Source organism: Actinomadura soli (assembly GCF_005889715.1).
Taxonomy (GTDB): Bacteria; Actinomycetota; Actinomycetes; order Streptosporangiales; family Streptosporangiaceae; genus Spirillospora; species Spirillospora soli.
On sequence record NZ_VCKW01000056.1, the window covers coordinates 15,713 to 37,896 of the forward strand.

Annotated in this window: 22 protein-coding genes; 8 read left to right on the forward strand and 14 right to left on the reverse strand. The window is 73.8% G+C overall.

Features of this window, described 5'->3' with window-relative positions; genetic code table 11:
• The first annotated feature begins 73 nt into the window (after positions 1 to 73).
• Both ETD83_RS13580 and ETD83_RS13585 read left to right on the forward strand, forming a co-directional pair.
• Positions 74 to 1,327: a sensor histidine kinase gene (locus ETD83_RS13580; RefSeq protein ID WP_138645468.1), complete on the forward strand. Its 1,254-nt coding sequence runs from the start codon at positions 74 to 76 to the stop codon at positions 1,325 to 1,327.
• A 22-nt stretch (positions 1,328 to 1,349) separates the two neighbouring features.
• Positions 1,350 to 2,024: a response regulator gene (locus ETD83_RS13585; protein ID WP_138645469.1), complete on the forward strand. Its 675-nt coding sequence runs from the start codon at positions 1,350 to 1,352 to the stop codon at positions 2,022 to 2,024.
• A 25-nt stretch (positions 2,025 to 2,049) separates the two neighbouring features.
• Here ETD83_RS13585 and ETD83_RS13590 read toward each other — a convergent pair whose 3' ends face one another.
• Positions 2,050 to 3,006: a quinone oxidoreductase family protein gene (locus ETD83_RS13590; protein ID WP_138645470.1), complete on the reverse strand. Its 957-nt coding sequence runs from the start codon at positions 3,004 to 3,006 to the stop codon at positions 2,050 to 2,052.
• 24 nt (positions 3,007 to 3,030) lie between these two features.
• The gene (locus tag ETD83_RS13595; protein ID WP_138645471.1) at positions 3,031 to 3,777 is read right to left on the reverse strand and encodes an SDR family NAD(P)-dependent oxidoreductase; all 747 of its coding nucleotides are present in this window, start codon (positions 3,775 to 3,777) and stop codon (positions 3,031 to 3,033) included.
• A gap of 46 nt (positions 3,778 to 3,823) precedes the next feature.
• Between ETD83_RS13595 and ETD83_RS13600 the strand changes: the two genes are divergently transcribed.
• Together ETD83_RS13600 and ETD83_RS13605 are read left to right on the forward strand one after the other, a co-directional pair.
• Positions 3,824 to 5,047 carry an acyl-CoA dehydrogenase family protein gene (locus ETD83_RS13600; RefSeq protein ID WP_138645472.1) on the forward strand — a complete coding sequence of 408 codons (1,224 nt, stop codon included), beginning with the start codon at positions 3,824 to 3,826 and terminating at the stop codon, positions 5,045 to 5,047.
• Positions 5,044 to 5,733, forward strand: a complete 690-nt coding sequence (locus ETD83_RS13605) for a TetR/AcrR family transcriptional regulator (RefSeq protein WP_138645473.1) — start codon at positions 5,044 to 5,046, stop codon at positions 5,731 to 5,733. Before ETD83_RS13600 ends, ETD83_RS13605 begins: the two co-directional genes overlap by 4 nt.
• 60 nt (positions 5,734 to 5,793) lie before the next feature.
• On the opposite strand, the gene kynU is transcribed toward ETD83_RS13605, so the two are convergent.
• The 7 genes from kynU to ETD83_RS13640 form a co-directional block, all read right to left on the reverse strand.
• Entirely contained in the window at positions 5,794 to 7,050 is a 1,257-nt protein-coding gene (gene kynU / locus ETD83_RS13610; RefSeq protein ID WP_230420883.1) for a kynureninase, read from the reverse strand.
• Positions 7,047 to 8,081, reverse strand: a complete 1,035-nt coding sequence (locus ETD83_RS13615; RefSeq protein WP_138645475.1) for an amidohydrolase family protein — start codon at positions 8,079 to 8,081, stop codon at positions 7,047 to 7,049. Before ETD83_RS13615 ends, kynU begins: the two co-directional genes overlap by 4 nt.
• 11 nt (positions 8,082 to 8,092) lie before the next feature.
• A complete protein-coding gene (locus ETD83_RS13620) occupies positions 8,093 to 8,665 on the reverse strand; it encodes a 3-hydroxyanthranilate 3,4-dioxygenase (RefSeq protein WP_138645476.1) in 573 nt (190 codons plus the stop codon).
• On the reverse strand, positions 8,662 to 9,114 hold the full coding sequence (locus ETD83_RS13625) for a RidA family protein (RefSeq protein WP_138645477.1): 453 nt from the start codon (positions 9,112 to 9,114) through the stop codon (positions 8,662 to 8,664). The genes ETD83_RS13620 and ETD83_RS13625 overlap by 4 nt, the downstream gene beginning before the upstream one ends.
• Entirely contained in the window at positions 9,111 to 9,854 is a 744-nt protein-coding gene (locus ETD83_RS13630) for a 2-keto-4-pentenoate hydratase (RefSeq protein WP_138645478.1), read from the reverse strand. Before ETD83_RS13630 ends, ETD83_RS13625 begins: the two co-directional genes overlap by 4 nt.
• A 73-nt stretch (positions 9,855 to 9,927) precedes the next feature.
• Positions 9,928 to 10,713, reverse strand: coding sequence for a 2-keto-4-pentenoate hydratase (locus tag ETD83_RS13635; RefSeq protein WP_205717652.1), 786 nt, complete (start codon positions 10,711 to 10,713; stop codon positions 9,928 to 9,930).
• 10 nt (positions 10,714 to 10,723) lie between these two features.
• Positions 10,724 to 12,160 (reverse strand): 2-hydroxymuconic semialdehyde dehydrogenase, encoded by a 1,437-nt coding sequence (locus ETD83_RS13640; protein WP_138645479.1) that lies wholly within the window; start codon positions 12,158 to 12,160, stop codon positions 10,724 to 10,726.
• A gap of 110 nt (positions 12,161 to 12,270) precedes the next feature.
• Here ETD83_RS13640 and ETD83_RS13645 point away from each other — a divergent pair, with 110 nt between their 5' ends.
• The gene (locus ETD83_RS13645; RefSeq protein ID WP_138645480.1) at positions 12,271 to 13,206 is read left to right on the forward strand and encodes a LysR substrate-binding domain-containing protein; all 936 of its coding nucleotides are present in this window, start codon (positions 12,271 to 12,273) and stop codon (positions 13,204 to 13,206) included.
• Here the strand turns inward: ETD83_RS13645 and ETD83_RS13650 are convergent, their stop codons facing one another.
• Together ETD83_RS13650 and ETD83_RS13655 are read right to left on the reverse strand one after the other, a co-directional pair.
• A complete protein-coding gene (locus ETD83_RS13650) occupies positions 13,207 to 14,070 on the reverse strand; it encodes an alpha/beta hydrolase (protein ID WP_230420884.1) in 864 nt (287 codons plus the stop codon).
• 75 nt (positions 14,071 to 14,145) lie between these two features.
• Entirely contained in the window at positions 14,146 to 15,741 is a 1,596-nt protein-coding gene (locus ETD83_RS13655; protein WP_138645481.1) for an ABC-F family ATP-binding cassette domain-containing protein, read from the reverse strand.
• 78 nt (positions 15,742 to 15,819) lie between these two features.
• Here ETD83_RS13655 and ETD83_RS13660 point away from each other — a divergent pair, with 78 nt between their 5' ends.
• Positions 15,820 to 16,479, forward strand: a complete 660-nt coding sequence (locus ETD83_RS13660) for a TetR/AcrR family transcriptional regulator (protein WP_138645482.1) — start codon at positions 15,820 to 15,822, stop codon at positions 16,477 to 16,479.
• A gap of 9 nt (positions 16,480 to 16,488) precedes the next feature.
• Here ETD83_RS13660 and ETD83_RS13665 read toward each other — a convergent pair whose 3' ends face one another.
• From ETD83_RS13665 to ETD83_RS13675, 3 genes are read right to left on the reverse strand one after another with little or no spacing between them, the layout of a single operon-like run.
• Positions 16,489 to 16,959, reverse strand: coding sequence for an NUDIX hydrolase (locus ETD83_RS13665; RefSeq protein ID WP_138645483.1), 471 nt, complete (start codon positions 16,957 to 16,959; stop codon positions 16,489 to 16,491).
• Complete coding sequence (locus ETD83_RS13670; RefSeq protein ID WP_138645484.1) at positions 16,956 to 17,594, reverse strand: LuxR C-terminal-related transcriptional regulator; 639 nt, start codon at positions 17,592 to 17,594, stop codon at positions 16,956 to 16,958. The genes ETD83_RS13665 and ETD83_RS13670 overlap by 4 nt, the downstream gene beginning before the upstream one ends.
• Entirely contained in the window at positions 17,582 to 18,829 is a 1,248-nt protein-coding gene (locus tag ETD83_RS13675; protein ID WP_138645485.1) for a sensor histidine kinase, read from the reverse strand. The genes ETD83_RS13670 and ETD83_RS13675 overlap by 13 nt, the downstream gene beginning before the upstream one ends.
• Positions 18,830 to 19,001: 172 nt before the next feature.
• Here ETD83_RS13675 and ETD83_RS13680 point away from each other — a divergent pair, with 172 nt between their 5' ends.
• Both ETD83_RS13680 and ETD83_RS13685 read left to right on the forward strand, forming a co-directional pair.
• Positions 19,002 to 19,754 (forward strand): ABC transporter ATP-binding protein, encoded by a 753-nt coding sequence (locus tag ETD83_RS13680; protein ID WP_138645486.1) that lies wholly within the window; start codon positions 19,002 to 19,004, stop codon positions 19,752 to 19,754.
• A partial coding sequence (locus tag ETD83_RS13685; RefSeq protein WP_138645487.1) for an FtsX-like permease family protein occupies positions 19,751 to 22,184 on the forward strand: 2,434 nt, incomplete at its 3' end. The genes ETD83_RS13680 and ETD83_RS13685, both read left to right, overlap by 4 nt.

The following is a 22,184-nucleotide window of genomic DNA, read 5'->3' on the forward strand; positions in this document are numbered from 1 at the left end:
CCCAGGGTGCGGGTCGCATCTCCCTCCGCCGGGTCAGGCCGTTCCGGCGCCGGTGGTCCTAGGCTCGACGCAAATGAACGATCCAGACCACGCCGCGCCCGGGGCGAGGAACCGGCTGATCGCCGGCGTCCGCTCCGCCGTCGTGCCCGGCCGCGACGACCCGGACGTCACGCTGCTGCCCGGGAACCTCTCGCTGCGCGTCCCGATCCTGGCGATCCTGTTCGCGATGACGATCGGCTTCACCGCCGGGTCGATCGCGATCGCGATCGTCGACTACCACGTCCGGCCGGGGCTCGCCTGGCCGCTCGGCGTGCTCCAGGCGGCGCCGCTGATCTTCGCGGCGCGGTGGCCGCTGGCCGCGTGGCGGGTCGCGGCGGCCGGGCTGCTGCTGACCGTCGTCGTCCGGCACGGGACGGGGTTCATGCCGTGGCCCGTGACCGCGATCCTGGCCCTGATCGTCATCCTGTTCTTCACCGGGGTCGGCTCCGACCGGCAGACCACCGTGGGCGTCGGCGCGGTCACGATCGCGGGGGTGCTGCTGCCCGCCGTGGTGTTCGGGATGCCCGGTTGGTTCGGCATGATCCTCGCCGGGATCGCGGCGGTCGCGCTGACCTTCGGGGACGCGGTCGGCGGCCGGCACTCGGCCGTGGAGGAGCTGCGCCGCCGCGAGGAGCAGCACCGGCAGGACCTCGCCCGGCAGGCGGTGCTGGAGGAGCGCGCCCGCATCGCCCGCGAGCTGCACGACGTGGTGGCGCACCACATGTCGGTGATCGCGATGCAGGCGGAGGCCGCCCCCTACAAGATCCCCGACCTGCCGGACGCGGCGAAGCAGACGTTCGGGGTGGTGCGGGACGCGGCGCGCGAGGCGCTCACCGAGACCCGCCGGGTCGTGGGGCTGCTGCGCTCCGACGACGAGGGCGCCGAGCGGGCCCCGCAGCCCGGCCTGGACCGGCTGGACGACCTGGTCGCCGCGGCCCGCCGCTCCGGGCTGTCGGTCGCGAGCGTCGTCGTCGGGATGCCGCGGCCGCTGCACGCTGGCGTCGACCTGTCGGCGTACCGGATCGTCCAGGAGTCGCTGAGCAACGCCTCCCGGTACGCGCCGGGCGCGCAGGTCCAGATCGAGATCAAGTACAGCGCGGAGGCGCTGAGGGTGTCGGTCACCGACGACGGGCCGCGCAGCACCCCGGCGGAGTCGCAGGGCGGCGGGCACGGCCTGGTCGGGATGCGCGAGCGCGTGACGATGCTCGACGGCCGCTTCGAGGCGGGCCCGCGCGACGGATCCGGCTGGTCGGTCGTCGCGGAACTGCCGTATGGGGACCCCGACTGATTTCGGGCCGTAATGTTGTCGTGTGACGATTCGGGTGCTGATCGCCGACGACCAGGTGATGATCCGCGACGGGCTCGCGGCGCTGCTGTCCTCCGATCCCGGGATCGAGGTGATCGGGCAGGCGGGCAACGGCCGCGAGGCGGTGGAGATGGCCCGGCGGCTCGACCCGGACGTGATCGTCATGGACATCCGGATGCCGGAGATGGACGGCCTCGCCGCCACCGCCGAGCTGGTCGGCGCGCCCGACCCGGACGCCGACCCCGCCGGGGCGCGGCCGAAGGTCCTCGTCCTCACGACGTTCGACCTGGACGAGTACGTGTACGAGGCGCTCGGCTCCGGGGCCAGCGGGTTCCTGCTGAAGGACGCGTCCGCCGCCGACCTGGTGAACGGGGTGCGGGTCGTGGCGGCCGGGGACGCGCTGCTCGCCCCGTCGATCACCCGCCGGCTGATCGGCGACTTCGCGCGGCGGCGCCGCCACCAGCGGCCGAGCCCGAAGGCGACGGCGGCGCTGACGCCGCGGGAGCTGGACGTGCTGCGGCTGATCGCCCGCGGGCTGTCCAACGCCGAGATCGCCGGGGAGCTGGTGCTGGCCGAGCAGACGGTCAAGACGCACGTCGGGCACGTGCTGACCAAGCTCGCGCTCCGCGACCGCACCCAGGCCGTCGTCTACGCCTACGAGAACGGGCTCGTGGGCTGATCCGGGCTGCCCCGCCGGTCCCGGTTCAGCGGGACGGGTCGAGGACGAGCTTGCCGGTCGTGCGGCGGGCGCGCAGGTCCTCGTGGGCGCGCCTGGCCTCGGACAGCCCGTACTCGCCGCCGGCGACGACGCGGAGCCGTCCGGCCACGGCGAGGCCGAACAGGTCGTCCAGCGCGGTGCGCATCACGTCGCCGGGGAGCCGGAAGACGTGCGCCAGCCACATCCCGGCGATCGTGGTGGAGTGCGCCATCAGCGTGGCGGGCCGGACGGGCGACGGCTCCGTCCGCGACGCCATCCCGTAGAAGGCGAGGCGCCCGAACGGCGCGAGGGCGCGCAGGCTCTGGTCCGTGACCGTCCCGCCCGTCATCTCCAGGACGGTGTCGACGCGCCGCCCGCCGTTGGCCTCGATCAGCGCGGCGGTGAGGTCGGGCTCGTTCGCGTCGACGGCGACGTCGGCGCCGAGGTCGAGGGCCAGGTCGCGCTTGTTCGCGGACGAGGCGGTGGCGATGATCCGTCCGGCTCCCCGGGCTTTGGCGAGCTGCACGGCGAGGGACCCGACCCCGCCCGCGGCGGCGTGCACGACGACCGACTCGCCCGGCTCCAGATGGACGCTGCGGCGCAGCAGCAGCCACGCCGACGCGCCCTGGACGATCATGCCGAGCGCGGTGACGTCGTCGACGGCGTCCGGGACGTCCCATGCCAGCGCCTCGGAGGCGACGGCCTTCTCGGCGTAGCCGCCGGTGCCGACGAGCGCCACGACGCGCCTGCCGCCGGTCGTGGTGCCGACGACCTCGCCGCCCGGCACCATCGGCAGCGTGGACGCCGACACGTAGCTGTCCTCGGCCTGGTGGGTGTCGGCGTAGTTGACGCCCGCCCGTGAGACGTCGATGAGCAGGTGCCCGGGCCCGGCGGCCGGGTCGGGCAGCTCGGTGACGGTCAGGACCTCGGGCCCGCCGAACTCGGTGATCTGGATCGCGCGCATGACTCTCCTGTCGGGCTCTCGTGCTCAGCGCGGGCCGGGGACGCCGCGGAACCCGAACGGTTCCGCCGGGCGGCCCGGCACCACGTACCACGCCTCACCGGTGCCGTCCCCGTCCAGGACCTGCATGAACGCGGTCACGACGTCGTCCACGCCCAGGATCGGGAACCCCGTCTCCTGGAGATGCCCCTTGATCGGGACGAGGATGCCGGTGTCCGCGAACGACGGGCACAGGGCGTTCACCCGGACGCCCTCGCCCGCCAACGCGGGGCCGAGCGCGCGGACGAGCCCGACCACGGCGGCCTTGTTCGCGCCGTAGACCGGGTCCAACGGCGTCGCGGTGAGCGCGGCCATGCTGGCGGTCGCGACGATGTCGCCGCCGCCCCGGGCGCGGAGCGCGGGCAGCGCGGCGTGCACGCCGAACACCACGCCGTCGAGGTTGACGCCCATGGCCCGCCGGTACGCGGCGAGGTCGAAGTCGTCGCCGACTCCCCCGCTTCCGGCCACACCGGCGTTGAGGAACGCCACGTCGAGGCCGCCGAAACGCTCCACGGCCGCGGCGACGGCGGCCTCGCTGTCGGCGGGCTCGCGCACGTCGCAGCGGACGAACGCGCCGTCCAGCTCCTCCGCGAGCGCAGCCCCGGCCTCCGCGTCGACGTCGGCGAGGACGACCCGGGCGCCCTCCCGCGCGAGCCGCCGCGCCGCGGCGGCGCCGATGCCGTTGGACCCGCCCGTGATCAGCGCGACCTTCCCGGACCCGTCGAACGGCGGCATGGGGCCTCCCTCATGAAGTAACTGACCCGTCAGTTACCATAACGGAATGGACTTCGGTTTGAGCGAGCGGGCCCGGGAGTACCAGGGCCGCCTCCAGGAATTCATGGACACCTGCGTCTACCCCGCCGAGCCCGTCTACGCGGCTCAGCGGGCGGAGCTGCGCGCGGCGGACCGCGAGCACCACGTCCCGCAGGTCGTCGAGGACCTGAAGGTCGAGGCGCGCAAGCGCGGCCTCTGGAACCTCTTCCTGCCCGACAGCCAGGACCCGGCGCACGGCCTCTCGGTCACCGACTACGCCTCCCTCGCCGAGACGCTGGGCCGCTCCCCCGAGCTCGGCCCCGAGGCCACGAACTGCGGGGCGCCCGACACCGGGAACATGGAGGTCCTGCACCTGTTCGGCACGCCCGAGCAGAAGGAGCGGTGGCTCGCGCCGCTGCTGGACGGCGAGATCCGCAGCGCGTTCGCGATGACCGAGCCGGACGTCGCCAGCTCCGACGCCACCAACATCTCCACCAGCATCGAGCGCGACGGCGGCCACTACGCGATCAACGGCCGGAAATGGTGGATCACCGGCACCGCCGACCCGCGCTGCAAGATCATGATCGTGATGGGCAAGACCGACCCGGAGGGGCACCCGTACCGGCAGCAGTCGATGGTGCTCGTGCCGATGGACACGCCCGGTGTGGAGATCGTCCGGCCGCTGCCCGTGTTCGGCTACCAGGACCAGCACGGCCACTGCGAGATCACGTTCACCGACGTCCGCGTCCCGGTGGAGAACCTCGTCGGCGAGGAGGGCGGCGGCTTCGCCATCGCCCAGGCCCGCCTCGGCCCGGGCCGCATCCACCACTGCATGCGCGCGATCGGCGTGGCGGAGCGGGCGCTGGAGCTGATGTGCGAGCGCGCCGTGTCCCGCGAGGCGTTCGGCGGGCCGCTCGCCAAGCAGGGCGTCGTGCAGGCGCAGATCGCCGAGTCCCGGATGGCGATCGAGCAGGCCCGGCTGCTCACCCTCAAGACCGCGTGGCTGATCGACGAGCACGGCGTCCAGGCCGCCAGGTCCGAGGTCGCGGCGATCAAGGTGATCGCGCCGCGGGTGGCGCTGGACGTCGTCGACAAGGCGATCCAGGTGCACGGCGGCGCCGGCGTCAGCGCCGACACGCCGCTCGCGGCCATGTGGGCGGGCCTGCGCGCGCTCCGGCTGGCGGACGGCCCGGACGAGGTCCACGTCCGGTCCGTCGCCCGCGCCGAACTGGGCAAGTACACCGGCGCATGACCGACGCCGCGGAAGGGGCGGGGCCGGGCGCGCGGCGGCGGATGCCGCACGCCCGGCGGCGCGAGCAGCTGCTCCAGGTCGCGCTGGCGGAGTTCGGCAGGCGCGGCTACCACCTGACGCAGATGGAGCACGTCGCGGCGGCGGCGCAGGTGTCCAAGGCGCTGCTCTACCAGCACTTCGCGTCCAAGGAGGAGCTGTTCGCCGAGGTCACCGAAACGATCGTCGCCGAGCTGACCGGCCGGCTCAACGCGGCGGTGCTCGCCGCGCACGGCTCCGCGGGCGGCATCCGCGCCATGATCCGGGTGCTGTTCGACTACGCCACCGAGGAGCCGGACGCATGGGCGCTCGTCGTACGGCATCTCGACAAGCCCGAGGTCGGTCTTGAGCTGCGCGAGCTGCGCGACCGGCTCGGCACCGCGTTCGCCGACCTGCTGCTGCGCCGCCGCCGCGCCGACCCGAGGCTGTCGCGGGCCGCGCTGGAGGTGAACGAGCGGCGGGCGCGGCTGCTCGTCCCGCTCATGTACGGGTCGATGCTGTCGATGGTCTCGTGGTGGCTGGAGCACCCCGACACCCCGCGCGAACGCGCCGAGCAGATGGCCGTGGAGTTCATCTGGCTCGGCCTCGACCGGCTCCGCACCGGCGAGCGGCTGCCCAGGGCGGACGAGGCCCCGCAGGCGGAGGGCTAGCGGAACACGCCGTCGCGCCGGGCTGGTCCAGGAAGCCGCGGACCGCTCCCGAGCCCGCACTCAGTTCAGGAGCCTGACGAAGGCGTCGGCGGCGCGGTGGCAGTCGTGGAAGGTGCAGTACAGCGGGACGGGGGCCAGGCGGACGACGTCGGGTTCGCGGGCGTCGGCGATCACGCCGTGCGCGTCCGCGAGGCGCCGGACGAGGGCGCCCGCGTCGTCCACGCGCAGGGAGAGCTGGGCGCCGCGGGACGCCGGGTCGGGTGGGGTGATGATCTCCAGGCCGTTCAGGGGGGCGAGCCTGGACGCCAGGTGGGCGGTCAGGCGTTCGCTCTTGGCGCGCAGGGCGTCCATGCCGACACGGTCGAAGATCTCCAGGGAGGCGAGGACGGGCGCCAGCGCCAGGATCGGCGGGTTGGACAGCTGCCAGGCGTCGGCGGACGCGGGCGGCGCGATGTCGGGGTCCATCCGGAACCGGACGGACGGGTCGGTGCCCCACCAGCCCGACAGCTTCGGCACGGACGCGTCCCGGACGTGCCGCTCGTGGACGAAGCAGCCCGCGACCGCGCCCGGCCCGCCGTTGAGGTACTTGTAGGTGCACCACGCCGCGAAGTCGACGTCCCAGTCATGCAGGCGCAGCGGGACGTTCCCGGCCGCGTGCGCGAGGTCCCAGCCGACGACGGCCCCGGCGGCGCGGCCCGCCTTGGTGATCGCGGGCATGTCCATGAGCTGGCCGGTCAGGTAGTTGACGCCGCCGAGCAGCACGAGCGCGACCGTGCGGCCCTCGCGTTCGAGGAAACCGAGGACGTCCTCGGTGCGCAGGTTCTCCTCGTCGGGGCGTGGTTCGAGGCGCACGACCGTCGTGGACGGGTCGAGCCCGTGGTGGACGGCCTGGCTGGCGACCGCGTACGAGTCGGACGGGAACGCCGAGTCCTCGATGACGATGCGCGTGCGGGTCCCGGCGGGCCGGTAGAAGCTCGCCATCAGCAGGTGCAGGTTGACCGTCAGCGAGTTCATCGCGACGACCTCGTGCGGCAGCGCGCCGACCAGGCGGGCCGCGGGCTCGCGGAGCAGCTCGTGGTAGTCGACCCAGGGGCGGCGGCCCTGGGTGTGGGCCTCGACGGCGAGCCGCGCCCAGTCGTCCAGTTCCTCGGTGAGCCGTTCCGCGACGGTCCTCGGCTGGAGCCCGAGGGAGTTCCCGGCAAAATACGCCGCCTCGTCGTAGGTCCCCCCGGGGGCGGGCGGGACGAGGAACTCGTCGCGCAGCGTCGGCAGCGGATCGCTCGCGTCGAGCCGCCGCGCCTGCTCTTCCGCGTTCACGGGGCGCTTCCCTCGGTCACCAGTTCCTCTTCTTCGACGGCGGCGGCGAAGAACGCCTCCGCGTTGCCGCCGAGCAGGAGGGCGCATTCCGTGTCGTCCAGCCCGGGGCAGTCGCGGATCGTCGCGCCGGGCTCCATCTCGCCCAGCGGGAACGGGTAGTCGGTGCCGAGCATCACGCGTTCCGGGCCCATCACGTCCACGAGGAGGCGGAGCGCGCGCGGGTCGAAGACCGCTGAGTCGACGTGGAAGCGGTCGACGTACTCCGATGGGGGGCGCGGTGAGGCCGCGCGGACGATGTCGCGCCGGTGCCAGGCGTTGTCGGCCCGTCCGAGCAGGAACGCGAAGCTGCCGCCGCCGTGGCAGAAGCACAGCCGCAGCGACGGCGGGATCCGCTCGAACGCCCCGGACAGCATCAGCCCGAGGATGCTGAGCTGCGTCTCCGCGGGCATCCCGCACAGCCACGGCAGCATGTGGCCGCGCATCCGGTCCGCGCCGAACATGTCCCACGGGTGCGCCAGCACCGGCAGCCCGAGCCGGGCGCAGTGCGCGAGGAACGCGGTGATGCCCTCGTCGTCGAGGTTGCGGTCGCCGACGTGGTTGCCGATGTGGACGCCGCGGTGCCCGGCCACCTTCGCGCGCGTCGCGACGTCGCAGGCGAGCGCCGGGTCCTGCAGCGGGACCTGGCACAGCGGGAGCAGCCGACCGGGCGCGTCCGCGCAGAACGCGAGGATGCGCTCGTTCACAAGGTCGCACCAGTCGGCGGCGCGGCCCGGCTCGGCGGCGTAGCCGAACATCAGCGGGGTGGACGAGACGGCCTGGACGTCCACGCCCGCGGCGTCCATGTCGGCGAGGCGGCGCGCCGGGTCCCACAGCGCCTCCCCGACCGGGCGGTACTCGTCGTCGCCGCTCATCATCATTCCGGCGCCGCCGCCGTCGACGCGCAGCCACGGCTGCCCGTCATCGGAGAGGAGGGCGCCCTCCCGGCAGGTGATCTGGGGGAAGACGTGCGTGTGGACGTCGATGACCGTCACGGGAAACCTCGTCACACCCGCGGCGCGGTGGCCGGGATCATGGTCTGCGGCCACAGCTTGCCCGGGTGGACGGCACCGCAGTTCGGGCACTTGCGGTCGCCGTCGTAGAAGCGCTGGAACACGGGCGGCAGGTCGTCCACGATCGAGCGGACCTGCAGCTCGGCGCGGTGCACCAGGTGGTGGCACTCGGTGCAGTACCACTCGAACGCCTCCCGCTGGCCCTCCGGCCGCGGGACCTCCACGACGAGGCCGATCGACCCCGCCTCGGGCCGCTGCGGCGAGTGCCGGACATGCGGCGGCAGCAGGAAGATGTCGCCCTCGTTGATCTGCAGATCGGTCGGCGGGCGGCCCTCCTCCTTCATGACGCGCAGCACCATGTTGCCCTTGAGCTGGTAGAAGAACTCCTCTTTCGGGTCGTCGTGGAAGTCGGTCCGCTGGTTCGGGCCGCCCACCACCATGACGATCAGGCCCGCGTCGTCGAACACCTGGACGTTGCCGACCGGCGGCTTCAGCAGGTCGCGGTGCTCGTCGATCCAGGACTCGAAGTTGAAGGGGTGTCCGAAGGACAGCTGCGGCAGGGTCATGCTCCGGCCTCCTTGGCGGGAGTGCGGTCAGTGGGGATGTGCGCGACGCACGAGATCTCGATGAGCAGGTGGGGGTGCGGGAGCTGGTGCACCGCGACGGTGGTGCGGGCGGGACCGGTCTCGTCGAAGTACTCGCCGTAGACCTCGTTGTACCCGCCGAAGTCGTTCATGCTCACCAGGTACGTGGTGACGCTCACGAGGTCGGCCAGGTCGCCGCCCGCGGCCCTGAGCAGGTCGCGGACGTTCTCGATGACGGCGCGGGTCTGCGCCCGGATGTCGAGGTCGGTGACGCCCATCGGGTCGGCGCCCGCCCCGGCGAACGTCCCGTCCGGGCGGCGCGAGCTCGTCCCGGACACGAACACCAGGTCACCGGCCCGCTTCAGGTGCGGGAACCGTCCGCGCGGCGCGGCCCTGCCTTCGACGAGGATGGCGTCGTCGCCCGGGCTCATGTGGTCACCTCCACGCTGCCGAGGCCCGCGCCGGTGACCCGCACGTGCGCTCCCTTCGGCAGCGGGACGGCCGCCGTCGCCGCGCCCGCGAGGACGATCCACCCGGGTTCGAGCTTCAGCCCGGCGCCGAGCGCGAGCCGGGCCGCGGCCCGCAGCGACCGGGCCGGGTCGCCGAGGATCGCCGCGGACGAGCCCGTCTGCACCGGACGCCCGTCGATCTCCATGAGCAGGCCGATGTTGGACACGTCGTGCGGCGCATGCCAGGCCCCGAAGCCGAACCGGGCGGCGGAGGCGTTGTCGGCGATGACGTCCGGGAGGGTGAACTTGAAGTCCCGGTAGCGGGAGTCGAGCACCTCGAACCCGACCGCGACGCCGGTCACGGCCGACTCGACCGCCGCGGCCGAGCGGACCTCCCGGCCGATCAGATAGGCGATCTCCGGTTCGACCCGCGGATGGATCAGCTCCGACACGTCCACGGCCGACTCGGTGAGCATCGCGTCGGTGAGCAGGCCCCAGATGACGTCGTCCACGCCCATCTGCGCCATCTTCGCGCGGCTGGTGAAGCCCATCTTCACCCCGGCGAGCAGCTCGCCCCGCCGGCGGCGCCGCTCGATCCCGGCGCGCTGCACGGCGTAGGCGGTCGCCACGTCGAACGGCGTCCGCTCGGTGAGCTTCGCCACGGGGAGGGCGTCCCGGGCGGCCTTGTCCAGCCGCTCCGCGAGCATGTCCACGTCCACCATCAGCCCCTGCCTTTCTGGGGGGCGGCCCCCGGACCCCCGAGGAGTCGGCCCGAAGATCCTCGCTTCGCTGCGGTCATCGGGCCTCCTTTCCGAACGCGGCGCGGACGTCGCCGAGGCCGTCGATGCGGGCCTCGAACACGTCGCCGGGGGCGGCGGGGACGACCGGGCCGAGCGCGCCGGTCAGCACCGTGTCGCCCGCGCGCAGCGGGCGCCCGACGCGGACGAGCGTGTCGGCGAGCCACAGCGCCGCGTTCAGCGGATGCCCGAGGCAGGCCGCGCCGGTGCCGGTCGAGACCTGCTCGCCGCGGCGCTCCACCACCATCCCGCACAGGCGCAGATCGACGTCCTTGAGCGGGACGGGACGGCCGCCCAGCACGTACAGGCCCGACGAGGCGTTGTCCGCGACCGTGTCGGCGAGCGTGATGTCCCAGTCGCGGACGCGGCTCCCGACGACCTCGATGGCGGGCAGCGCGAACGCCGTCGCGCGGATCACGTCCGCGACGGTGTGCCGCTCGTGGACGAGGTCGTGCTCGAGCACGAGCGCGACCTCCGCCTCCGCCCGCGCCTGCAGCACCGCGCCCGCGGGGATCTCCGCCCCGTCCGGGACGGCCATGTCGGCGAACAGCATCCCGAAGTCGGGGGTGTCCACGCCGAGCTGCTCCTGGACGGCCCGCGACGTCAGGCCGATCTTGCGTCCGGCGAGCCGGCGGCCCTCGCCGAGCCAGCGCCCGGTCAGCCGGTCCTGGACGGCGTAGGCGTCGTCCGCCGTGGTGATCAGGTCGCGGACGGGCTCGCACGGCACGCCGGACGCGTACGCCCCGAGAAGCCGCTCGGCCGCGGCGTCGATGTTCGTTGTCACTGGTTCGCCTTCAGATCTGGATGCACACGTTCACGGGCTCGGAGAAGAAGTCCAGGGAGTACTCTCCCCCCTCCCGCCCGATCCCGGACGCCTTGACACCGCCGAACGGCGTGCGCAGGTCGCGGAGGTTCCAGCAGTTCACCCAGACGATCCCGGTCTCGACGCGCGGCGCGACCCGGTGCGCCCTGGACAGGTCGCGCGTCCACAGCGTGGACGCGAGCCCGTAGGGGCTGTCGTTGGCGAGCGCGAGCGCCTCGTCCTCGGTGTCGAACGGCGCGACGTGGCAGACCGGGCCGAAGATCTCCTCGCGGACGGCGCGGGCCGTCTCGGGCAGCCCGGTCAGGACGGTCGGCTCGACGTGGAAGCCGCCGTCCCGCTCGTCCCCGAAGGCCGGGGCCCCGCCGCCCGCGACGACCGTGGCGCCCTCCTCGCGGGCGAGCCGGTAGTAGGCGAGGACCTTGTCGCGGTGGTCGGCGGAGATCATCGGGCCGTAGCCGTCCAGGGCCGCGGCCCGCTCGCCCAGCCGCACGACGAACTCGTCGAAGACCGGCCGCTCGACGTAGACGCGCTCGGTGCACAGGCAGATCTGGCCGGAGTGGGTGAACGAGGAGCGGACGGTCCCGTCCACGGCGGCGTCGAGGTCGGCGTCGGCGAACACGAGCGCCGGGTTCTTGCCGCCGAGCTCGAACGAGACCGGCGTGACGTGGTCGGCGGCGTTGCGCATGATCGCGGCGCCGGTGGCGGACTCGCCCGTGAACGCGATCGCGTCGACGCCCGGATGCGCGGTGAGGAACTCCCCCGCCGCGGCCGGGCCGTGCCCGTGGACCAGGTTGAACACGCCGTCGGGGAGCCCGGCGTCGTCGATCACGCGGGCGAGCAGCGTCGCGGTGGACGGCGTCTCCTCCGACGGCTTCAGCACGACCGTGTTGCCGCAGGCCAGCGCGGGGGCGATCTTCCACGTCGACAGCAGCAGCGGGAGGTTCCACGGGGAGATGATCGCCACCACGCCCAGCGGGCGGCGCACCGTGTAGTTGAGCGCCTGCCCCGCTCCCGTGCTCCAGCCCGGGACCCGCGTCGTGTAGGCCCGCTCGGGTCGTCCGTACAGCAGCTCGGCGTAGGCGCGGAAGTTGCCGACCGCGCGCGGGACGTCGACGGTCCTGGCGAACTCGCGGGACCTGCCGGTGTCGGCGACCTCCGCGTCCACGAACTCGTCGAACCGCGCCTCGATGCCGTCGGCGACGGCCCTCAGCGCGGCGGCGCGCTCCTCGGCGCCCGTCGTCCCCCAGGGGCCGCGGAGCGCCGTGCGGGCCGCGGTGACGGCGTCGTCCACGACGTCGCGCGTGGCCTCGGGGACGGTGCCCAGCTCGGAGCCGTCCACGGGCGCGATGAGCGGGAAGGACGGTCCGTCCGAACGGAACCCGCCCCCGACGTAGTGCTCAGCCTTCATCGCTCTCCTCCCGCGGCCATTCCTGCGCCTCGATCCTCCGCCCCCGAAGCTATGCCTGGCAAATACCAATCGACCATGGAGATATGACGAACATGTGATAGTAAGGCGGCATGCGCGCGATCGACCTGCTGAACGGGCGGCTGAAACTCCGCCACCTGATCCTCGTGGTCGCCATCGCCGACCAGGGCAGCGTCCTGCGCGCCGCCGAGCACCTCCACCTCGCCCAGCCCGCCGTGACGCGCAGCCTCCGCGAGGTGGAGGGCATCCTCGGCGTGGAGCTGTTCACCCGCGGCCCGCGCGGCGTGACGCCGACCCTGTTCGGGGACGCCTTCATCGAGCACGCCCGCACCGTCCTCGCCGAGCTGCGCCGCGCGGGCGAGCGCATCACCGGCCTCGCGGACGGCGAGGTCGGCACCGTCACCATCGGAACGCTCCTCGCGGGCTCCAACGTGCTGCTGCCCCGCGCGATCGCCGCCCTGAAACGGGACCGGCCCGGCATCACGGTGATCGTCCAGGAGGCCACGTTCGACGCCCAGGTCCCGCGCCTGCTCGACGGCGAGATCGACCTGATCCTCGGCCGCCTCAACCCGATCGGCGACCTGCGCGGCCTCCGGCAGATCACCCTCTACGGCGAGCCGGTCCGCCTCGTCGCCCGCCGCGACCACCCGGCCCGCGCCCGCGCGGACCTCCGCCTGGAGGATCTGCTCGACTATCCGTGGGTGCTGCCGCTGGAGCAGACGGCCCTGCGCACCGAGCTGGAGCAGGTCTTCCGCGCGGAGGGGCTCGTCCCGCCGGGGAACCTGGTCGAGTGCACCTCGGTGCTGACCGTCCGGACCCTCGTCCGCGACACCGACATGATCGCCGCGCTGCCCGAGCTGGTGGCCCGGACCGACGCCGACATCGCGCCGCTGCCCGTGCCGCTGGAGACCGTCCGCCGCCAGGTGGGGGTCACGCTCCCGGCGCACCGCGCCCCGACGCCGTCCGCGCGGCTGATGCTCGACCACCTCCGGCAGGAGGCCGCCGAGATCACCGGCGCGGTGAGCTGATCACACGGCCCGGACGAGATCGACCAGCGTCCTGCCGAGGAGGGACTCCGCGTCGCCGAGGTCGAGGACGACGTCGAAATGGTCCCGGTCCGGGACGACGATCAGGTCGCCCGCGTCCCAGTGCGGCTGGAACCGTCGCGACTGCGCCAGGAAGCCGTCCCCGTCGTTCTCCGCCACGGCGAACACGGCGGGACACCGCCGGTCGGCGGGCAGCAGGGCGGGGCTCAGCGCCGCCGCACGCTCCTCGTCCAGCCGCAGGTACTCGTTCACGTAGATGCGGGTGATCGGGCGGATGTCGAACAGGCCGCTGACCGGCATCGCCGCCTTGACGACGTCGCCGGGGAGCCCGAATCGCTCCTGCCAGCGGCCCGCCATCGTCATCCCGGCCAGGTGCCCGCCCGCCGAACTCCCGCCGACCACGATCCGGTCCGGGTCGAGCCCGTGCTCGCGCCCGTGCCGGTACACCCACGCGACCGCCGCCCGCGCCTGCCGGACGATCTCCTCCAGCGTCGCCTTCGGAGCGAGCGTGTAGTCGGGGACGACGGTCGCGATGCCCTGCTCGCAGAGCATCCGCGCCATGAAGGACGACTCCTCCCGCGAGAGCGCGAACCAGTATCCGCCGTGGAAGAAGATGAACACCGGTCTGAGGCCGTCGCCGTCCACGCCCCAGACGTCCAGCCGCTCGCCGCTCGCCTCGTCGTAGCCGACGCCGAGATGCCCGGGAAGGCCCGCGACGGCCCGCTCCGACTCGGCCCGGTAGCGGGCCAGATGCCGCTCCATCAGCTCCGTTCCGGCCTTCCGCCGCACGTTGTACGCGACGTCGAGTTCCTCGTCGCTCAACTCGCTGCCCGGCCAGTCGCCCACATCGTCCCCCTCGCGGTCAGGCCCAGCCTCTCCCCGGGAGGCGGGACGATCAAATACCGATCCTTGTGCCCGGTATCACAATCCGGCCATGTCGGCGCTCCAGATCGGGGTGTCGGACTCGTGGACTTCGCCGTCGGTCCCGAAGACGAGGTAGCGGTCGAAGTCGGCGGCGAACCAGCGGTCGTGGGTCACCGCCAGAACGGTGCCCGAGTAGGACGCCAGCCCCTCCTGCAATGCCTCGGCACTGGCCAGGTCGAGGTTGTCGGTCGGCTCGTCCAGCAGCAGCAGGGTCGCGCCCGACAGTTCCAGCAGGAGGATCTGCAGCCTGGCCTGCTGGCCCCCGGAGAGGGTCTCGAACGGGCGGGAGCCCGCGGGAGCCAGTTCGTAGCGGGCGAGCGCCGCCATCGCGTCGTTGCGGGTCAGCGCGTTCTCCGCCATGAGGATCTGCGCGGGCGTGCGGCCTTGCAAATCGGGACGCGCATGCGTTTGGACGAAATGGCCCGGCACGACCCTGGCCCCCAGCCGGTGAACGCCGTCATGCGGAATGTCGTCCCCGGCGAGCAGGCGCAGGAATGTCGACTTGCCCGAGCCGTTCGAGCCGAGAACGGCGACGCGCTCGCCGTACCAGACCTCGACGTCGAAAGGACGCGTCAGCCCGGTCAGTTCGAGCGACTCGCAGATGAGCGCGCGTTTTCCGGTACGGCCGCCCCGCAGGCGCATCCGCACGTTCTGTTCCTTGGGGGCGCTCTGCGGAGGCCCCGCTTCCTCGAAGCGCTGCAACCGGGTGCGAGCGGCCTGATAGGACGAGGCGACCGCGTCGTTGTTGGTGGCGCGCTGGCGGAGCGTGTGGACGAGCCGTTTGAGGCGCGCATGTTCGTCGTCCCATCGGCGGCGCAGTTCGTGAAGGCGTTCGGTGCGGTCGCGGCGGGCCTGGGCGTAGCCCGCGAATCCGCCTCCGTGCACCCAGACGTCGCGTGATTCCACCGTGACGATCCGGTCGGCCGCGTCGGCGAGCAATTGCCGGTCGTGCGAGACGAGCAGGACGGTCTTGTTCACGCCGCGGAGTTTCTCGGCCAGCCATTCCTTGCCGGGCACGTCCAGGTAATTGTCGGGCTCGTCCAGGAGAAGGACCTCGTCCGGGCCGCGCAGGAGGGCCTCCAGGACGAGGCGTTTCTGCTCGCCGCCCGACAGCGTCGTCACGAGCCGGGCCTTCGCCTCGTCGAAGCGCAGCCCCAGCGCGGCCGTCGTGCAGGTGTCCCAGACGACCTCGATGTCGTATCCGCCTGCGTCCGTGTAGGTGGTGATGGCCTGGGCGTAGGCGAGTTGACTCTGCTCGCTCTCGCCCAACGCGGACTCTGCCCTGGCCAGTTCTCGTGCTGCGATGCGCACGCGGTCGGGCGCCACCGACAACAGCAGGTCGTGGACGGTGCGGCCGTCGCGGATATTGCCGATGAACTGGCGCATGACGCCGAGGCCGCCGGAACTCGTCACGACGCCGTCCGATGGCTGGACGTCGCCCGCGATCAGCCGCAGCAGCGTGGTCTTCCCTGCGCCGTTCGGGCCGACGAGCGCCGCCTTGGCTCCGGCTCCGATGCGGAACGAGACGTCGTCCAGCAGGAGCCGGCCGTCGGGCGGCGCGTAGGTCAGGCGGCTCACCTCGATATGCCCCACGGCGCTCCCTAGCTCGTACAGTGTTCGAGGTACTCGACCGTTGATCTGGTTCTCGTCCAATGTACTAGCCTGGCGCGCATGAGCGAGAGCGTGTGGCTGCGGAAGGACCGTCCCCGCCGGGAGGCGCCGCCCCTGACCCGCGAGCGGATCGTCGCGGAGGCCGTCGCGCTGCTGGACGAGGAGGGCGCCGGGCGGCTGACGATGCGGCGGCTCGCCGAGCGCCTGGACACCGGGTCCACGACCCTGTACTGGCACGTCGAGACGAAGGACGACGTGCTGGAGCTGGCGCTCGACGCCGTCTTCGGCGACGTCCCGATCCCCGGCGCGGGACCGGACTGGCGCGCCGACGTGGTCGCGCTCATGTCCGGCTGGCGGCGCGCGATGCTCGGCCATCCCTGGTCGGCGTCGATCCTCGGCGGGCGCCCGCTCCTCGGCCCCAACGTCCTCGCCCGCACCGACTTCCTGTACACCGCGCTGGCCACCACCGGCGTCACCGGACGGGAACTCGCCGCCGCGGCGTACGCGGTCGCCAACTACGTCATCGGCTCGGCGCTCATGCAGATCGGCGGCCAAGGCGACGAAGAACCCGCGACGCGGAAGACGGCGGAGCATCTCGCCCGCAACCGCGACCGGTATCCGGCGCTCGCCGCGCACGGCCACCTGCGGGGCGACGACTGGGACGCCGCCTTCGCGCAGGGCCTGGACTACATCCTGGACGGCCTGGCGCGCCGCCCCTGACGGGCTCGGCTAGGGGACGAGCCCGGAAAGGTCTGCGGCGTGGTCGTGCAGGTAGGCGGCGAGCATCTCGGGGATGAGGGTGATGGACGCCAGCCCGCCGGGCGTGCAGGGGACGAGGTCGACGTCGTAGCGGCCGTTGGCGGGGTCGTCGAACTCGGGGCCGTGCCTGCGGGACAGGTCCATCGTCGCCAGGCGGCACACGTAGAAGGTGTTGAGGCGGTGCAGGCCGGGGCTCTGCTCGCCGCACGCGAAGACCTGGCGGACGGGCCCGGCGGTGGCGCCGAGTTCCTCGTCCAGTTCGCGCCGCAGAGCCGCCTCGGGAGTCGCGTCCGTGGGCTCGATCTTGCCGCCGGGGGTCGTCCAGTACACCGGACGGCCCGGACGCGTGCGGCGCAGCAGGACCAGCGCGTCTCCGTCCAGCAGCAGGGCCCGCACCGCCCGCCGGACCCGCGGCGCGCCGCTCGCGAGTTCAGGGGTCACGAGTTCAGGTAGGCGAGGACGGCCAGGACGCGCCGGTGACCGCTGTCGCTGGGCGGCAGGCCGAGCTTGGCGAACACCGCGCCGATGTGCTTGCTGACCGACCGCTCGGTGATGACCAGGGTGGTGGCGATGGTGGCGTTGTCGAGGCCCTGCGCCATCAGGCCGAGGACCTCGCGCTCGCGGGGCGTGAGCGCCTGCAGCGGGTCGCGCCGGGACGTCATCAGCTGGGACACGACCTCGGGGTCGAGGGCGGTGCCCCCGGCGGCGACGCGGGCCAGCGCGTCGAGGAACTCGCCGACGCGGCTCACCCGGTCCTTGAGCAGGTAGCCGACGCCTTCCGCGCCGCCCGCGAGCAGCTCGGCGGCGTAGGTCTCCTCGACGTACTGGGACAGCACGAGGACGGGCAGCCCGGGCAGCTTCCTGCGGGCCTCGACGGCGGCGCGCAGGCCCTCGTCCCGGAACCCGGGCGGCAGCCGGACGTCGAGGACGGCGGCGTCCGGACGGTGCTCCAGCAGCGCGGGCAGCACGCCGGGCCCGCTGTCGGCGACGGCGACGACCTCGTGGCCGTCCGAGGTGAGCAGCAGGACGAGGCCCTCGCGGAGCAGCACGTTGTCCTCGGCGATCACGATCCGCACGGCAGGTCCACTTCGAGCGTCGTCCCTCCCCCGTCGGGGCTGTCGATGCGGGTGGCGCCGTCGAGCGCCGCGACCCGGCGGCGGATGCCGTCGAGGCCGCTGCCGCGGCCGGGGTCGGCGCCGCCCTTGCCATCATCCCGCACGGTGATCGTCAGCCGGGCGGGTTCGCGGCGGACCGCGACCCACCCGTGGCGGGCGCCGCTGTGCCTGGCGATGTTGGTGAGGGCCTCGGCGACGACGAAGTAGGCCGCGGCCTCGACGGCGGCGGGTGCGCGGCCCTCCGCGTCCAGGTCGGCGCCGGTGTCCAGCTCGATGGGGATCTGCGCGGTGGCGGCGAGCGCGCGGAGCGCCCCGGCGAGGCCCCGGTCGGACAGGATCGGCGGGTAGATGCCGCGGATCACCGTCCGCAGGTGGGTGAGGGCCTCCTCGACGCCGTCCCTGGCCTCCAGGAACAGCGCGCGGGCCGCGCCGGGGTCGACGTCGAAGCGGCGGTCGGCGAGGCCGAGGCGGAGCGCGGCGGCGACGAGCTGGGCCTGCGTCCCGTCGTGCAGGTCGCGCTCGATGCGGCGCAGCTCGGCGCCGTGCGCCTCCAGGGCCTCGGCGCGGGTCTCGGTGAGCTCCTCGACCCGTTCGGCGAGGCTGGTGCGGCGCGTGGGGCCGAGCAGCGCTTCGGCGAGGCGGGCCTGCCAGCGGGCGAGGCGCGGCACCAGCCACAGCAGGAGGGCGAGGTCGAACGCGCCCTGGAGGAACGGCATCGTCAGCGCCTTCGGCCAGCTGTCCAGTGTGATGAACGCCGACGTGGACCCGTCGGGCGCGGCCCACCACCACAGCGGCAGCGACAGCGTGTACGGGATCGCCGGCCAGATCGCCACCGCGAGCACGGCGGCCTGCAGGCCGGTGAGACCGTGGACGACCATCCAGGCGACGTCCCGCCAGGTGTCCGGCGACCGGACGAGGCGGCGCGCCTCGCCCGCTCCCTCCCCGCGCATCGGCCCGTACGGTTCGGGGATCTCGCGGCCGAGGATCCGGCCGGCCCGGCGCCGTTCGGCGTTCGCGAGCGCCCGCAGCGGCTTCACGGCCGCCGGCAGCCACGGCAGCACGAGGACGATCAGCACCAGGAACGCCGCCAGCGGGGCGAGCCCGAGCAGCGCGGGCACGGCGGTGCGCAGCCCGCCGGCCAGGTGCCCGGTCGCGTGCGCGCTGCGCCCGAAAGCCCTCTTCACTGCGCTGGTCATGTCACCTCGCCGCTCACCGTAGGGGACGCCGCCGCCCCGCGCATCCGGGCGTGCACCCGGACCGGTGGTGTAGCCCGCTACACCACCGATTCGGGAGTCCGCGCCCATGTGCCCGGCCCCCTCCGAAACCTAGGTTCGACCAGGTGAGAGGCGCCATCCGACGGAGGGAACCATGACGACGATGACGGCCGGGACCACCACCGCCGGAGCGGCCGGCTCGCAGGTGGCGGTGGCCCTGGAGTCGGTCACCAAGACCTACGGTCCGGTGCGGGCGCTGAACGGCGTCAGCCGGACGTTCCGGCGCGGCACCTTCACGGCGGTCATGGGGCCGTCCGGATCGGGCAAGAGCACGTTCCTGCACTGCGCGTCGGGGCTGGACCGTCCGAGCGGCGGCGTCGTGCGGTTGGGCGGCGTGGACATCGGCCGGCTGAGCGAGACGAAGCGGACGAAGCTGCGCCGCGAGCGGATCGGGTTCGTGTTCCAGGCGTTCAACCTGATCCCGTCCATGGACGTCGAGCAGAACATCACGCTTCCGCTGAGGCTCGGCGGCGCGGAGGCCGAGCCCGCATGGCTGGACGAGGTCGTCCGGCGCGTGGGGCTGGCCGACCGGCTGCGGCACCGTCCGTCGGAGCTGTCGGGCGGGCAGCAGCAGCGCGCGGCCCTCGCCCGCGCCCTGATCACCCGTCCGGAGGTCGTCTTCGCGGACGAGCCGACAGGCGCGCTCGACCCGCGCACGGCCCGCGACATGCTGCGCATGCTCCGCGAGGCGGCCGATCTGACCGGGCAGACGATCGTGCTCGTCACCCACGACCCGGTGGCCGCCGCGTGGGCCGACTCCGTCGTGTTCCTGAGCCGCGGCCGCATCGTCGACGAGCTGACCGCCCCGAGCGCCGCCGCCGTCATGGACCGCTGGGAGACACTGTGAGCCGCAACACCGGCCCGAACAGGGGCCTGTTCACCGGGATCTTCGCGGCGCTGCTGTTCGCGGCCACGCTGGTCGGCGCATGCGGGGTGCTGCTGGAGTCGGCGCTGCGGGCGCACGCGCCGGTCGAGCGGTTCGGCGGCGCCGCGGCGGTCGTGACGGGGCCGCAGAGCGTCGAGCGGCGGATGAAGCGGCTCGGGTCCGAGCCCGAGGCGGAGAGCCGGCGGCTAGCCGAACGCGCCAGGATCCCGGTCGCCGCCGCGGCGAAGCTGCGGGCCGTGCCCGGCGTGCGGGACGTCGTCGCTGACGTCTCGTTCCCGGTCGTCCTCTCCTCGGGGCGGGCGGTGACGGGCCACGGCTGGGAGTCGGCCGGGCTGCGCCCGTACGGGCTGAGCGCGGGCCGCGCCCCGCAGGCGCCGGACGAGGTCGTGCTGAGCCGCGCCACCGGAGCCCGGCCGGGCGAATCGGTCCGGTTGCAGACGAACGGGACGTCCCACTCGTACCAGGTCGTGGGCGTCGTCGGGAAGGGACCGGGCGCCGCGTTCTTCACTACGCCGACGGCGACCGCCCTCTATGGGCATCCCGGTCAGGCCGACGCGCTGGTGCTGATCGGGGGCGACCTCGACGAGAGGGCGCTGCGCGAGGCGGCGCCCGGCGGCCTGACCGTGGCGACCGGCGCGGCACGCGGCGACGCCGAGAACCCGGCCGTCGCCGCCGCGCGGCCCGACATGGTGGAGATCTCCGTCTCGCTCGGCGGTGTCGCGATCATGACGGCGCTGGTGGTGGTCGGCGGCTTGATCGTCCTGTCGGTGCGGGAGCGGATGCGGGAGTTCGCGCTGCTCCGGACGGTGGGCGCGACGCCCGGGCAGGTCAGGGGGCGTCTCGTCCGCGAGACGGCGAGGATCGGGGCGCCGGCCGCGCTCGCCGGGGGCGTCCTGTCCCTGGGGCTCGGCGCGGCGATGCACGGGGCGATGGTGCGCGAGGGCGTCCTGCCGGACGGGTTCGGCCTGTCGCTCGGCCCGCTCCCGGTGCTGGCCGCGTTCGCCGTGATGCTGCTCGCCGCCGTCGCCACCGCGTTCCTCGCTTCGCTGCGGGTGTCACGGATCCGTCCGGTGCAGGCGCTCGGGGAGGCGGCCGCCGAGCCCGCCCGGCTGTCCCGCTGGCGCGTCATCGCCGGCGTGGCGTTCCTCGTGCTCGGCCTGAACGCGCTCGGGTTCTCGACCACGGCGACCGGGCCGGACGCCGCCGCGTCCGTGGGCGGCCTGGTCATGGCGCTGATCGTCGCGACGGCGCTGCTCGGGCCGCTGGTGGCGCGGGCCGGCAACCGGGTGCTCGGCCGCGCGGCCCGGACGGTCGCGCCGGTGTCCGGGCGGATGGCGCAGCACTCCGCCGGAGCCGCCGCCCTGCGCGCGGGGTCGCTGATCACGCCGGTGGCGCTGGCCGTGGCGTTCGCGAGCGTCCAGCTGTTCGCGCATTCCACGGTCGCGCACGCTACGCGCGGGCAGGCGGAGGCCGGGAACCGCGCCGACCGGATCATCGTGCCGGCCGGGCCCGGTCTCCCGCGGGGCGTCGCCGAGGCGGCGCGCCGCGCGCCGGGGGTGACGGCCGCGACCCCGGTCAAGCGGACCACCGTGATCATGCCGGTCACGGCGCTCGGCGAGCAGAGCCTCCAGTCGCTCAGCGCCCGCGGCGTCGGCGCGGACGCCACCGCGACCATGGACCCGAAGGTGACGTCCGGCCGCCTCCGCGACCTGCGGGGCGACGCCGTCGCGCTCAGCCGCGACGTCGCGGGCGGACATGACGTCGGTTCCACGGCGTCGCTGTCGCTCGGCGACGGGACGGCGATCAAGGCGAGGGTCGTCGCCGTCTACAATCGCGGCCTCGGCTTCGGCGACGTGCTCCTCCCCCACGACCTGGTGGCCGCGCACGCGTCCTCGCCGCTGGACGATCACGTCCTCGTCCGCGGGAAGGACGCCGACCTGCGGGCGGTCATCGCCGCCCACCCAGGCGCACGGGTGGTCACGCACGACGCGTTCGGCGCGAGCCTGTCGCGGGAGATCCGGCTCCAAGGCTTCGTCAACCAGGTGGTCGTCGCCTCGATCACGGGGTTCATCCTCATCGGCCTCGTCACGACGCTGGCGCTGGCGACGGCGGCGCGGCGCCGCGAGTTCGCGCTGCTGAGGCTGGTCGGCGCGACCCGTGGCCAGGTGCTGCGGATGCTCCGGCTGGAGGCGGCGATCGTCCTCGGCACGGGCGTCGCGGCCGGGGCGCTCATCGCCGCGGTGACGCTGCCCGCGTTCGCCGCGGCGGTCACCGGCGTCCCGCTGCCGTGGGCGCCGCCGCTGACGGCCGCGGCGATCCTCGCCTGCGTGGCCGGTTCCGGGGCCGCCGCGATCCTGCTGCCGGCGCGGACCGTCCTGCGCCGGCAGCAGG